The following is a 12910-nucleotide window of genomic DNA, read 5'->3' on the forward strand; positions in this document are numbered from 1 at the left end:
AATTATCAGCCAGCTAGAAGGCGCATTCCCGCGGCTAAAAAGGAGTGTGCGTGTAAGTAAAGATCGACTTTGCGATCTTTACTTATCCATCCACCTTTAGCGTGCCGGTCAGCTCGCGAACAGCCCCAATCCCCTGCTGTTCGCAGAACTGTTCGAGCTCGCCCACGATCCTGCACGGCGCCTGCGGATCGTTGAACGTGGCGGTCCCCACCTGGACTGCGGATGCACCGGCGATCATGAACTCGGCCGCATCCTGGCCGCACATGATCCCGCCCAGGCCGATCACCGGGATCGATACCGCCTGGCTTACCACCCATACCAGGCGCAGGGCCACCGGCTTGATCGCCGGTCCTGACAGCCCGCCGCTGATATTGCTCAGTTTGGGTTTGCGCGTGGCAGCGTCGATCGCCATGGCGGGGATGGTGTTGGTCACGCTCAGGGCATCGGCCCCGGCCTGCTGAGCGGCGCGGGCGATGGCGGCAATATCCGTGACCTGCGGGCTGAGCTTGACGATCAACGGCAGGTCCACGGCCTGGCGCACGCTCTGGGTGAGGCGGGCGACGACATCGGGGTCCACGCCGAATGCCATGCCCCCGGCCTCGACGTTGGGGCAGCTGACGTTAAGCTCGATACCGTGTACCCGGCCCGCGCCGCGTTGATCCAGCAGCTGCGCCACCTCGACGTACTCCTCGATGCTGTGGCCGTAGACGTTGGCGATGATCGCGCAATCAAAGTCGGCCAGCCTGGGCAGCTTTTCGTCGAGAAACGCATCGACCCCGATGTTCTGCAGGCCGATGGCGTTGAGCATGCCGCAGGCGGTCTCGCAGATGCGCGGCGGCTTGTTGCCCGGAATGGGCCAGCGGCTGAGCCCTTTAACTACTATCCCGCCGAGTTTGCTCAGGTCTAGAAGATCAACGTACTCCAGGCCGTAGCCAAAGGTGCCCGAGGCGGTCAGCACAGGATTGTTCAGCTTCAGGGAGCCCACAGTCACGCTCAGATCAACCATCGGACCACTCCACTTTATCGGCGTCGAATACCGGTCCCTCAAGGCAGACCCGCTCGTAGTGAGCCGGCCCGGCCGTGGAGCATTCGGCGTGGCCTTCCCTGGCCAGCGGCGCGCCGTGCACCCCGGTCACGCAGCCCATGCACGACCCTACCCCGCAGGCCATCTGACGCTCGAGGCTGACCTCGCAGGCGATCTGCGCCATGTCGGTCAATTGCGCCACGCGCTTGAGCATCGGCGTGGGGCCGCAGGCGAAGACTTTGGCTCGCGCCGGATCGATCCCGGCCAGCCGCGGCTGGAGCAGCTCAGTGATTAAACCCCTCTGGCCCCGGCTGCCGTCATCGGTGGATAGCGTGATCTTTACGCCCAGATCCTCGAACTGCTCGAGGGCAGCCAGATCCTGGGCGCTACGGCCGCCGAAAAACAGCTCGACCTGCGGCGGCTGCGGCCTTGCGAGAATCCGCTGGGCCAGAAACAACAGCGGCGCGACTCCGATGCCGCCGGCCACGAGCAGTGCGCTGTCCAATTCCACAGGCAGGCTGAACCCGTTGCCCAACGGACCAAGCAGGTGCAGCCGCTGTCCGGGGATCAGCGCCGCCAACAGCTCGGTGCCCCGACCGACCACTTTATAGAGTAACTGCACGGATCCACCGGACTCGAGCACGCGGTGAATCCCCAAGGGTCGGCGCAAGAGCGGGTCGTAACTGTCGCTGACCCGCACGGTGACGAACTGACCGGGCCGGGCCTGCGCGGCAAGCTGCGGCGCCTCGAGGGTCATGCGGCACAGGTCCTGGGCCAACCGCTCGTTGCTCAACACCATCAACGGCTCGGAGATCATGCTCCGCCTCCCATCTGGAAATCCAACAACACCGCGTCCTCCCCGCTGTCCGTATAATAGCCCGGTCGCAGGCCTGCCTGCACAAATCCCAACGCGCGGTAGAACCCCAGGGCCGTATCATTGTTGGCGCGCACCTCGAGCTGGATCACCCGCATGTTGCTACGCCTGGCCCGTTGGATCAGCTGCTGCACCATCTGCCGACCGATCCCCTGTCTGCGAAAGCGCGGGCTGCCCGCGATTTTGAGCATGTGCAGCTCGTCGACCACCTCCCAGCATAGCGCATACCCGGCAAGCTGCGCTTGCTGATCCGAGACCAGGGCCACGAGGAACACCGCGCGCGGGTCTGCAAGCAGCGCGGCCAACGCTTCGCGGCTCCACGTTGCGGCAAACGACTCGCTCTCGATCGACCAGATTTGATCGATCCAACGTACGCTCGCGGGTTGGATAAGGACCTGCATTGCGCGCAATCGTAATTCCGCCGCTTGATGGCGGTCAACCCGGATATGCAGCCACGACGTCGATGGTGTAAATTGCCGCCATGCCGCCACAGCCCGTCGAGAGGACCGATTCCGCCCGCATCACGGTCGCGGCACTGATCGCGTGCGTTGCGGGGTTCGGCCTGGCGCTGTTCAAGATCACCAGCTACGACGTCTGGTGGCACCTGGCCCTGGGCCGCCGCATCGCCGTGCAGGGGATCATCGGCGGGCCCGACCCGTTCTCCTACACCTTCAGCGAGCGGATCTATCCGCACTCGGACTGGCTGTTCGACCTGTTGCTCTATCTATGCCACTCGGCCCTGGGCGTCGCGGGACTGCCGATGGTCAAGGCGCTGCTGTTCGGGCTGCTGGCCGCGGCCATCGTGCTCTGGAGCGTGCGGCGCGGCCTGTCCGCGGGGACTGCGTTGTGGGTCGCGCTGCTGTGCCTGACGCTGATGCGCTACCGGCTGTTCCTGCGGCCGCATTTGGCATCGATCCTTCTGTTCGCCGCGCTGCTGTGGCTGCTCGAGGCCTCGCGCGCGCGGCCGCGGCTGTTGCTGGGTCTGCCGCCGCTGCTGCTGCTGTGGTCCAACCTGCACGACGGCGTGATCTTCGGCCTAATCCTCGGCGGGCTCTACCTCGCCGCGGCGTTGCTGCGGCCCGTGCTGAAAAGCGGGGCTGATACGCACAATCCGTGGAAGCTGGGGGCGGCCCTGATCCTGGGCTTGGGCCTGACCCTGGTCAATCCCGCTCCGGGCAGCTACCTGGTCCACGCGCTGAGCTCGGCCGCGCCCAACGTCGGGCCGTTCCCCGAGTCCGGGCCGCTGGTGGCCCGCGGCCACTACCTGCTGCTGTTCGCCATGGCCCTGAGCACCGCGCTGCTCTCCTGGCGGCTAAGCCGCCAATCGCTGCTGCCGCTGCTGCTGTTGCTCCCCTTCGCCGCCTTGAGCATCAAGCACGGCCGCCTCGGCCCGTACTTCGCCCTGGTGCTTCCCGTGGCCTTTGTCAGCCTGCTGTCTGCCGGAGATTTCCCCAACAACCGGCGCGCGCGCCATGCGCTGTGGGCGTTGGGGTGGACGGCCCTGATCGTCCTGGGCGGGCTGGACATCTGCGCCGGCCGCGCGCTGTTCCCCCGGGGCACCGGGATCGCCCAACGCCGCGTGCCCGTGGCGGCCACGCGCTTCGTGTTCGATCAGTTGCCCCTCGACGGGCTGCGGCTCTACAACTCCTACGAATTCGGCGGCTACCTCGACTGGGAGCTGCCGCAGAACGCCAAAGTCTTTTGGGACGGCCGCACGCGCTTCAACCTCGACTTCGTCTACCAGGCGCTGTCCGAGGACCCGGCGCAGCTCTTTTCGCGGCTGCGGCCCGACGCCGCCCTGGTGGCGCTGCCGCGCGGTCAACGCGGATCGTGGTTCGCCCTTGACGAGTATTTCCTGGACAACCCGCAATGGACGCCGGTGTTCTTCGACGACACGGCGATCGTGCTCGCGCCCAGCGACGGCCCGCTGGCCCGGCGCCTGGGCTACCGGGCGCTGCAGCCCCACGTCAACGGCCTGGAATACCTGGCCTTGGCGCTACGCAACCCCGGCGTGCTCGAGCTGGTGCGGTCCGAGATCGATCGCGCCGTATCCGGCTCGGAGGACAACTCCGTCGCCGTGCTGCTCGCGGCGCGGCTGCTGCGCATCGAGCAACGGCCCGACGCGGCCCTCGAGCTGGCCGAGCAGCAGGCGCGCGACAACCCTGACTTCTACGAGGTCCAGAACCTGCTGGCTACGATGCTCTTTGAACGCGGAGAGCATCGGCGGGCGCTGGAGCATTTCCGCCGCGCCGTGCGGCTGGCGCCGGAGTCGGCCGCAGCGCGCAACAACCTGGGCGTGGCGCTGCAGGGCCTCGGCCGGGTCGACGCGGCGCGCCGCGCATTCGAGCAGGCGCTGAAGATCGACCCACAGAATCCCGACGCGCTGTACAATCTGGCCCGGATCAACCAGCCCTAACGGAGAGACGGATGTTCTGGGAAATCGATCCCGTAGCGTTTTACATCCTCGATCACCCGATCCGCTATTACAGCCTGCTGGCCAGCAGCTTCTGGATCACTCTGGTGGTTAGCTGGGCCTGGCAGACCAAACGCGGAGGCTACCCGCCCTCCGCGCAGTACAATTTGCTGCCCTGGGCCTTTGGCACGGGCGTGGTGCTGGCGCGGGCCTCAGAGGTTTTCTTTTACCGCTTTGACGAGTTCCTCGCGCACCCGCTGATGTTCTTCCAGGTCTGGAAGGGCGGGCTCTCGAGTCACGGGGTGGCCGTGGCCTTCATACTGGTAGCGGTGTTCTACGGCCGCCATTACAAGATGGGCGTGCTCGAATCGTTCGACCGGCTGTCGTTCTCCGGGCCGTGCCTGGTGGTGCTGATCCGGCTGGGCAACTTCTTCAACTCCGAGATCGTCGGCCGCGTGACCGACGCGCCCTGGGGTGTACGCTTCGTGAACTTCGACGGCGGAGCGCTGGCGCGCCATCCGGTGGTGCTCTACGAGGCGCTGCTGGGTGCACTGTGCCTGATTGTACTGCTGCTGCTCGACCGCCGGATCAAGGAGAACCGTCCCAACGGGCTGTTATTCGGCGTCGCCACGACGATCTATTTCGGCGGACGGCTGCTGCTGGAGTTCACCAAGGAGTATCAGGTGTTCGATGCGGGAAGCGTGTTGACCATCGGCCAGCTGCTCTCGGCGCCGTTTTTCATGCTCGGCATCGCAATGCTCTACCTAGCGCTCTCGGGTCACACCGGCAGGCCGCGCCCAGCCGCGCAAACCCGCAAGCTGTTTGCCAAGATCGAGACCAAGCAACGCGGGAGATCACGGGGCAAATAGCGACAAGCGCCCGGCTTGATTGACGCCTACAATGTAATATCCTACGCTCTGACGCCTATTTACAGGAGGGAATTACAGGTGTTTGGCATCGGTAGCGGCGAGTTGATGATCATCATCTTGATCGCGCTTCTCGCCGTGGGACCCAAAGGCATGACGCGCCTGCTGCGCGACCTGTCCCGGCTGACTTTGACCCTCAGGCGCCACTATTACGACTTCAGGCACCAGGTCGAGCACGAGCTGCGGCTGGACGAAATGCGCGAGCTCGATCAGCTGCGGCGCGACCCGTTGGGCTACCGACCCAAGTCGCAACCGCAAAAGCCCAAGCCCGAGTCCAAACCCGAACCCATACCGCAACCGGCCGATGAACGGGCCGAGGATAGTCCCGAGAAGTGAAGAACGACAACGGACCCGAGCCCGATCGGACCCGGCCGGCGCCTCCCTCCGAGCCCGTGCCGCACGGCGACGAGAGCGACCCGAGCCTGGATGAGCAGGACGGCGCAGGCGCCCGGATGCCGGTGATCGATCACCTGACCGAGCTGCGCACCCGGCTGCTGTACTCGGTGCTCGCCTTCCTCGGGGCGTTCATCGGCTTGTACTATCCGCTGCGCACCAAGGTGCTGGTCTTTCTGCTCCAGCCGTATTTGGACGCCTACAACAGCCTGATCCTCTGGGGCGAAGAAAAGACCCGTAGCTTCCAGGAGGTGACCACCGCACTCTCACCCCAGGAGGTGCTGTTCACCGACATGAAGGCGATCGCCCTGGTGGCGCTGATCGTCTCCAGCCCGGTGATCTTCTATCAGGTCTGGCTCTTCGTCCGCCCGGCGCTGAAACGCGCCGAGCTGCGCTTTACCTTTCCGTTTGTAATCGCCTCGACCATCTTCTTCATGGCGGGCACGGCGTTTTGCTACAAGGTGATCCTCAACATCTCCTCGGCGTTCCTGATCCTCTACGCCGCGCCGGTGACCGCGGTGCGGGTAAGCATCGCCTCATATTTCAGCTTTGCCCTGCGGCTCGAACTGGCGTTCGGCCTGGCCTTCGAGCTGCCGGTGGCGATTTTTATTCTGGCGCGGATGGGCCTGGTCAACGCCAAGTTCCTCTGGAGCAAGTTCCGTTGGGCGATCCTGGTGATCGCCTTGTGCTCGGCGGTCCTTACGCCGCCGGACATCGTCAGCCAGACGCTGCTGGGTATCCCGCTGATCGGCCTGTACGTGCTTTCGATCGGCGTGGCCCACGTCTTCGGCAAGTCCAGGCCGGCCGCGGCGAAAGATGACGACGAAGAGGACGAACCGCCGGAGGACGAACCGGCGGGCTGATGATCCGGCAAGCCGGAGCCCGGCAACAGCTCCTGGCCGGCGCAGCGATCTTCGCCGCGCTGGTTGCCTGGATCGTATTGGCCGACGTCCATAGTCTCAATCAAGACGAGGGCTACTACACTCGCGCCGCGCTCAGCGTACTTGAGGGCGACCCGCTGCTCTCGAACACCGACCTTGATAAGCCGCCGCTGCTATTCTGGCTGATGGCCCCGGGGATCGCGTTGCTGGGGCACAACGAGCTGGGAGTGCGGTTGGTCGGCGTGCTGGCCTGCCTGGGGATACTGCTGCTGTGTGGCCGCATCGCCCGCCGCCTGGCCCAGCTATCGGGCCTGGACCCGCGAGCCGCGCGCAACGCGGCGCTGTGGCTTTGCGCGGCATCGCCCTACCTGCTGTTGCTCGGACCGCTGGGCATGACCGACGCACCGGCCGCCCTGCTCTCGCTGTTGGCGATCGACGCGGCCCTGAGCCGCAAGTCGCGGATGGTCGGCGTGTGGGTCGGGCTGGCCTGGGCCGTGAGGCAGCTTGGGTTGCTGGGGGCGGTGGTGCCCGCGCTGATGATTTTTACGCTGCACCTGCAAGCGGGCGATCGCGGCAGGCGGTTGTTGCAGGAGTTGTGGCGCGAGCTGCGCGCGTTCCTGATCGGGTTCGCCATACCCGTACTGCCGCTGATGCTCTGGTCGGGCCTAGCCGCTCGCGAGCCGTTCGTCTGGATCTTCGGCGAGATATTCAACAAGTCCGGGATGGCGGCCCCGGCGGCTGATCCGCTGGCCAAGCTCGGCCACTGGCTCGAGGTAGCCACGGGGTTCGCGCCCTCGGCGGGCCTGTCGCTGCTGGGCCTCGCGGCGCTGATCGTCTTGCCCGCAGCGCTGCGCTCGCCGCAGCAACGCACCCTGCGTGGGCTGCTGTGGGCAATGGCCGCAGCCGCCGCATTGTTCCTGGCGCTGTTCACGCTCTGGGGATTCCCACGCTACCCGCGCTACCTGTTTCCCCTGCTGCCGCTGTGCATCTGGGGCCTGGCCCTGAGTTGGTCGCTGTTGATCCACAGGCTACGTGAGGGATTGCGGCCGATCGCCTCGACCCTGCTGGCCCTGTCCTGCGTTCTGAGCTTGATTGCCTCGACCCAGCGCATGGCGCAGCCCTATCCGCGCGACGACCTGCCCGCCCTGGCGCGGATGATCCGACACGAGGCCCGGCTGCGACCCAGCGCCGTGATCTCGCGCGATCTGAATCGGCAGCTGCTGTTCTATTTGCACAACGTCGAAATCAAACGCGGCCAGTGGCACGATGATCCGGCCGACCGCATTCCGAGCCTGCTTAGCAAGTACGAGGCGCGACGGGTGCTGATGCTGCTCCAACGCCAGGAGGGCGAGCTCGAAAATCCGGCACGCTTGGCTGACTACGCCGGAAAGCTGCGCATCATGCGGCTCGTTGCAACCGGACCGCGCGACACGATTCGCATCTACGAAATCATCCCGGCCAAACAGCCGCGCCGCACGCCCGAGGGCTTGGCGCTGTACGACGCGAGAGCAGACACCATCAGCCCGATCAGCGCCGCGGATCTGGAACAGTGGGTCGAGTCGGCGCTGAGCCGCGGATTGACGGCCCAGGGGGTCGCGGTAAACGCGACTGTCGCAATCGATGACAGCGGCGTGCAAACGGTTGCGCTAAGCGAGCTGACCGTCCAGGCCCAGTCGATCGAGCTGGACCACGCGCGATTTAGCGATCTGCGGCTGCACTACAGCGACGCGCGCGCCCTGACCGGCCCGCTGGTCTCGTTCGGATCGTTGCGGCTGCAGGACGTGGGCCAGGCCGACGGCTCGATGCTGATCCGCATCGTTGATCTTGAGCACGAGATCGCGCGCAAGAACCGCAATATGTCCGTCGTGCGCGTACAGACCGCGGGCGAGCGGCTGACGATCGGCGGCCAAACGCCTGCCCTGGGACGCACCTTTAAATTCGAGGTCAGCGGAATCCTGCGCGCCGAGCACGGTAGGCTCTACTTCGACCTGATCTCTGCGCGCCTGAACGGAATCCAGGCTCCGGAATGGCTGCTGGGCCAGGTCGCCTCGCGCATCAACCCGGTAATTAAGAGCAGTATCCCGAGGCTCGGGCTCGAGATCAACAGCGCGCAGGTCTGTCCCGAGGGCGTGCGGCTGTCGCTCGGCCCGCGCCGATGACAACCGATCGCGCGCGCCGGGTTCTGCGCCTCGTGGCGTGGGCCGCGCTGGGACTGCTGATCACCATCGTACTGACCTACCCCGTGGCCCTGCGCCCGGGCACGCACCTGCCCTCGGATCTGGGCGATCCGCTGCTCAACAGCTGGATCCTCTGGTGGGATTTCGAGCATCTGTTGAGCCTGGACTTCAACGGATATTGGAACGCGCCGATCTTCCACCCGCTGCCGCACGCGCTGACGCTCAGCGAGCATCTGCTGGGCGCGGCGCTGCTCGCAACGCCGATCTACGCTGTGAGCGGCAACCAGTTGCTGGCCTACAACCTGCTGCTGCTGTTTACGTTCTTTGCCGCGCTGACCGGCGGCGCGGCCCTGGCGCGACACCTCGGTCGCTCATGGATCGCCTCCTGGCTGTGCGGAATGATCTTCGCCTTTTGCAGCCACCGCTATGCCCAGCTGCCGCATTTGCAGGTGCTGTTCGGCGGACTGGCGCCGTGGACTATGCTGTTCCTGCTGCGGCTGACCGAGAAACCGCGACTGCGCGATTCGCTGGGTCTGCTGGTCAGCCTGTGGCTGATCAGCTTCAGCTGCCTGTATCACGCGGCGTTCTTCAGCGTGCTGTTGATTTTGGCCTGCGCGATGCTGTTCTGCACGCGCCGCCTGTGGACCAAACCGCGCTCCCTGGCGCTGATCGCCCTGCCCGCGCTGCTGGTGGGGCTGAGCATGCTGCCGGTGATCCACGCCTACCGCCAAGGTGCGCAGTACTTCGGCTTGCAACGCTCCCTGGCCGACGCAGCCTTTTACTCGGCGCACCTGAGCAGCTTTCTGGCGAGCAGCGAGCACAGTCGGCTGCTGGGCCTGCTCAGCGCACGCTGGCGCGGCCCCGAGGGCGAGCTCTACCCGGGGATCGTAGCCGCGAGCCTGGCGCTGGCGCTGTTCGGTCTGGCGTTGCGTAAAGCCCGACGCGAGGGCGGCCGCGGCCTGCGACGCACCATCGAGCTGACCTATCGCGAGTCCGGAGGAGACGTCACGCTGCTGTTCGTGCTGCTGGGGCTGGCCGCGTTGCTGTTCACCCTCGGACCGGAGCTGAGGCTGCACGGAAAAATCCTAGGGCCGGGTCCCTACCTGCTGCTCTACAAGTTCGTACCCGGCTTTCAGTCGATCCGCGTGCCGCCGCGCTTTGCCACCTACCTGATGCTCAGCCTGGCCGTGCTCGCATCCGGCGGTCTGGACGCGCTGCTGCACCGCATCCCGCGACGCGGGGTCGCACTGGTAATCGGCTTGGCAGCGCTGGCGCTGTGCACGGCCGAGAACCTCTCGATTCCCCTGCGCTGCGTGGCCGTGCCCCAGGTTCCGGCGGTTTACGAACAGCTGGACGACCTGCCTCCCGGAGCGCTGCTCGAGCTGCCCCTCAACCGCGAGTACCGCTTCCCGGACGTGATCTACCAGCACTACCAAACCGTGCATCGCCGGCCGCTGATCAACGGCTACTCCGGCTTCTTCCCGCAGCACCGCGATGAGTTGCTACGCGCGCTGGCCGCGGATCGTGCGATCACGCCCTTGCTCGAACGGCAGCTGCGCGAGGCTGATCCGCGCTATTTAGTGGTGCACCAGGATAGCCCGGAGTGGGATCGCAACGGTCAGTTGCCCGCGATGTTTCTTGAGTCAGCGCTGTTCGTGCCGCTGCTTGTCGACGGCCCGATCACGATTCTGGTTTGGCGAAGTGATTCAGCGCTTGGGGAGCTGCTTTAAAACCGACATCTTTTCCGCGAACTCGCTGCGCAGCGCCACGAACTCCTCGTGACTCAGGCCCAGGCCCTTGGCGATCACACGGATTTCCTCGTCCTCGATCGTCGAGATATTGTCGTCGGCCGCGGCCACGCTGAACAGCGCGCGCAGCACGTCGAAACGCTGCTCACGTGCGGCGTTGTTGCGCAGAACCCGGGTGTAGATGTGGTTCTCCAGGCCCAGCAGCGTCTTGGTCTGTTCGTGGATCACGTCGGCCACCAAGTCGGCGTCGGGCTCGTCCAGTCCGCCGTGCTCGCGCAATACCTGACGAATGCGCTCCATCTCCTCGGGCGACATTTCCAGGTCGGCGTCAGCCACGCGGCCCAGCAGCCCGGCGAAGGCCGCCAGAAAACGCGCGCGCTGCTCGGGCATGCCCTGCAGCCGCGATTCGATCTGTTGTTGGATGCTCGAACGCGCCGCAGCCGCGCCGGGCTCGGTCGCCTTAACTCCGAAAAGCCTCTCGATAAATCCCATGGCGCGAGGATAGCACCTTCGCCGATCGCCGCGCAAAGGATTGGCAGGCTGAGCGGTTTTGCGTAAGAATCGAGGGCAACACAGAGGAGATCGGATGATCCACGTTTCGCGCAAGGCCCAGCAGATTCCGCCGTTCCTGGTGATGGAGGTGCTCGAGCGCGCCCAGCAACTCCAGCGCGAGGGGGTCGACGTGATCCACCTCGAGGTCGGCGAACCGGACTTTGCCACGCCGCAGTGCGTTAAGCAGGCGGCGATCGAGGGGTTGCAACGCGACATGACCCACTACACCCACAGCATGGGCCGCATCGAGCTGCGCCAGGCGATCTGCGAGCTGTATCGCAAGCGCTACGGGGTCGAGGTTTCGCCCGAACGGGTGATCGTCACCAGCGGCACCAGCCCGGCGATGCTGCTGGCATTCGCCGCGCTGCTCGATCCTGGCGACGACATCGTACTGACCAACCCGCACTACGCGTGCTACCCCAACTTCATCCGACTGGTCGACGGCGAGCCGAACTTCGTCGACGTCAGCGAGTCCGACGGCTTCGCCTACCGGCCGCAGCGGGTGCGCGAGAAACTCACCCCTCGCACGCGCGGCATCCTGGTCAACTCGCCGGGCAACCCAACGGGCACGCTGGTGCCGCCCGAGGTGCTCGCACAGCTGTGCGAGCTGGGGCCGCCGGTGATCTCGGACGAGATCTATCACGGCCTGGTCTATCAGGGGCAGGAGCACACAATCCTCGAGTTTTGCGACCACGCGCTGGTGCTCAACGGCTTTAGCAAGCTCTATGCTATGACCGGTTGGCGCCTGGGATGGGTGATCGCGCCCGAGGAGCTGGTGCGGCCGATGCAGAAGCTGCAACAGAACTTTTTTATCGCCGCGGCCGACTTCGTACAACACGCGGCGCTCAGTGCGCTTCGCGACTGCGATGACGAGGTTGAGACGATGCGCGCCGAGTACGACCGCCGCCGTAAGGTGCTGGTCCCGCGGCTGCGCGAGATCGGCTTCCGCGTGGCCGGCGAGCCCAATGGCGCGTTTTACGTATTCGCCGGAGTCGATCACTGGACCGACGACTGCCGACGCTTTGCCTTTGATGTGCTGGAGCAGGCGCACGTGGCGATCACGCCGGGCGTGGACTTCGGCTCCGGCGGCGAGGGCTACGTGCGCTTCTCCTACGCCAATTCGCTGGAGAACATCATCGAGGGCTGCGAGCGACTCGAACGCTTCATCGCGCAGCGGTAGCGGCGGCCACCTCGTCGAGCATCATCCGCTGTAAACGCGCGGTGAGCGCTCCGGGAATTTTTTCGCCCAGCGCTCGGCCGTCCACGGCGCGCAGCGGCATCACGTAGACCACGGCGTTGGTCACGAACGCCTCGTCCGCGGCCTTGAGCTCGTGGGTGCTCAGCGGCGCAATGCGCAACGCCAGTCCGGCGGCTCGCGCCAGCTCGATCACCCGGCCGCGGATGATTCCCGGCAGGCAATGCTGACGGATCGAGGGCGTGATGATCTGGCCGCGGCGAATCGCAAACAGGTTGGCGGTGGCCGCCTCCACCGGACGTCCGCGGCCGTCGCGCAGCAGGGCCACGTCGTCGCCGGCCTCGATCGCCTCGCTGTGCGCCAGCACGTTGGGCAAATAGGACAGCGTCTTGTGCGCCGCCTGCCCCGTGGTGTGGCGCAAGGTCAGGCGCGCGGTCCAGCTCAGAGTATTGCGTCGGTCGAGGTCGGAAAACTTTTTATCCAGCTGCGTCGCGCCGACCAGGCAGGTCGATTGCGATTTACGACCGTGCTCGAGATGCCCGTCAAACGCGCCGCGGGTCAGGGTGATTCTGATGCGCGCGGCGCTCAGTCCGTTGGCGCGGCACAGCTGTGCCACCAGCTCGTCCGCCGAATCCAGGTAGGCCGGAAAGGCGATGCCCAGGGCCGCGGCGCTGTCGCGCAGGCGTCGAATGTGCCGTTCGAGCAAATAGACCCGCTGGTTAAAAGC

The 12910-nt window shown here is 65.7% G+C and carries 12 protein-coding genes; 7 read left to right on the forward strand and 5 right to left on the reverse strand.

Annotation, left to right across the window (positions count from 1 at the left end; all coding sequences use genetic code 11):
* Positions 1-82: 82 nt before the first annotated feature.
* From P9M14_00890 to rimI, 3 genes are read right to left on the reverse strand one after another with little or no spacing between them, the layout of a single operon-like run.
* Complete coding sequence (locus P9M14_00890) at positions 83-1006, reverse strand: dihydroorotate dehydrogenase (GenBank protein ID MDP8254281.1); 924 nt, start codon at positions 1004-1006, stop codon at positions 83-85.
* Entirely contained in the window at positions 999-1841 is an 843-nt protein-coding gene (locus P9M14_00895) for a dihydroorotate dehydrogenase electron transfer subunit (GenBank protein ID MDP8254282.1), read from the reverse strand. The genes P9M14_00890 and P9M14_00895 overlap by 8 nt, the downstream gene beginning before the upstream one ends.
* On the reverse strand, positions 1838-2299 hold the full coding sequence (gene rimI, locus P9M14_00900) for a ribosomal protein S18-alanine N-acetyltransferase (GenBank protein ID MDP8254283.1): 462 nt from the start codon (positions 2297-2299) through the stop codon (positions 1838-1840). Before rimI ends, P9M14_00895 begins: the two co-directional genes overlap by 4 nt.
* 80 nt (positions 2300-2379) lie before the next feature.
* Between rimI and P9M14_00905 the strand changes: the two genes are divergently transcribed.
* The 6 genes from P9M14_00905 (at position 2380) to P9M14_00930 (ending at position 10418) form a co-directional block, all read left to right on the forward strand.
* Positions 2380-4314 (forward strand): tetratricopeptide repeat protein, encoded by a 1935-nt coding sequence (locus P9M14_00905; protein MDP8254284.1) that lies wholly within the window; start codon positions 2380-2382, stop codon positions 4312-4314.
* A gap of 11 nt (positions 4315-4325) precedes the next feature.
* The gene (locus P9M14_00910; protein ID MDP8254285.1) at positions 4326-5180 is read left to right on the forward strand and encodes a prolipoprotein diacylglyceryl transferase; all 855 of its coding nucleotides are present in this window, start codon (positions 4326-4328) and stop codon (positions 5178-5180) included.
* A 78-nt stretch (positions 5181-5258) separates the two neighbouring features.
* Positions 5259-5573, forward strand: a complete 315-nt coding sequence (locus P9M14_00915) for a hypothetical protein (protein MDP8254286.1) — start codon at positions 5259-5261, stop codon at positions 5571-5573.
* A complete protein-coding gene (tatC, locus tag P9M14_00920) occupies positions 5570-6493 on the forward strand; it encodes a twin-arginine translocase subunit TatC (protein MDP8254287.1) in 924 nt (307 codons plus the stop codon). Before P9M14_00915 ends, tatC begins: the two co-directional genes overlap by 4 nt.
* Complete coding sequence (locus P9M14_00925; protein MDP8254288.1) at positions 6493-8670, forward strand: glycosyltransferase family 39 protein; 2178 nt, start codon at positions 6493-6495, stop codon at positions 8668-8670. Before tatC ends, P9M14_00925 begins: the two co-directional genes overlap by 1 nt.
* Entirely contained in the window at positions 8667-10418 is a 1752-nt protein-coding gene (locus P9M14_00930; protein MDP8254289.1) for a hypothetical protein, read from the forward strand. Before P9M14_00925 ends, P9M14_00930 begins: the two co-directional genes overlap by 4 nt.
* Here P9M14_00930 and P9M14_00935 read toward each other — a convergent pair.
* Positions 10395-10928: a TerB family tellurite resistance protein gene (locus P9M14_00935; protein ID MDP8254290.1), complete on the reverse strand. Its 534-nt coding sequence runs from the start codon at positions 10926-10928 to the stop codon at positions 10395-10397. The two genes, P9M14_00930 and P9M14_00935, sit on opposite strands and share 24 nt — an antisense overlap.
* A 94-nt stretch (positions 10929-11022) precedes the next feature.
* Between P9M14_00935 and P9M14_00940 the strand changes: the two genes are divergently transcribed.
* On the forward strand, positions 11023-12168 hold the full coding sequence (locus P9M14_00940) for a pyridoxal phosphate-dependent aminotransferase (GenBank protein MDP8254291.1): 1146 nt from the start codon (positions 11023-11025) through the stop codon (positions 12166-12168).
* On the opposite strand, the gene P9M14_00945 is transcribed toward P9M14_00940, so the two are convergent.
* A partial coding sequence (locus P9M14_00945) for an aminotransferase class IV (protein MDP8254292.1) occupies positions 12152-12910 on the reverse strand: 759 nt, incomplete at its 5' end. The genes P9M14_00940 and P9M14_00945 overlap by 17 nt on opposite strands.

The organism is Candidatus Alcyoniella australis (genome assembly GCA_030765605.1).
GTDB classification, from domain to species: domain Bacteria; phylum Lernaellota; class Lernaellaia; order JAVCCG01; family Alcyoniellaceae; genus Alcyoniella; species Alcyoniella australis.

Coding starts and splice junctions, on each gene's coding strand:
- P9M14_00890 (MDP8254281.1), bottom strand. CDS start 1,006: ATGGTTGATCTGAGCGTGACTGTGGGCTCCCTGAAGCTGAACAATCCT.
- P9M14_00895 (MDP8254282.1), bottom strand. CDS start 1,841: ATGATCTCCGAGCCGTTGATGGTGTTGAGCAACGAGCGGTTGGCCCAG.
- rimI (MDP8254283.1), bottom strand. CDS start 2,299: ATGCAGGTCCTTATCCAACCCGCGAGCGTACGTTGGATCGATCAAATC.
- P9M14_00905 (MDP8254284.1), top strand. CDS start 2,380: ATGCCGCCACAGCCCGTCGAGAGGACCGATTCCGCCCGCATCACGGTC.
- P9M14_00910 (MDP8254285.1), top strand. CDS start 4,326: ATGTTCTGGGAAATCGATCCCGTAGCGTTTTACATCCTCGATCACCCG.
- P9M14_00925 (MDP8254288.1), top strand. CDS start 6,493: ATGATCCGGCAAGCCGGAGCCCGGCAACAGCTCCTGGCCGGCGCAGCG.
- P9M14_00930 (MDP8254289.1), top strand. CDS start 8,667: ATGACAACCGATCGCGCGCGCCGGGTTCTGCGCCTCGTGGCGTGGGCC.
- P9M14_00935 (MDP8254290.1), bottom strand. CDS start 10,928: ATGGGATTTATCGAGAGGCTTTTCGGAGTTAAGGCGACCGAGCCCGGC.
- P9M14_00940 (MDP8254291.1), top strand. CDS start 11,023: ATGATCCACGTTTCGCGCAAGGCCCAGCAGATTCCGCCGTTCCTGGTG.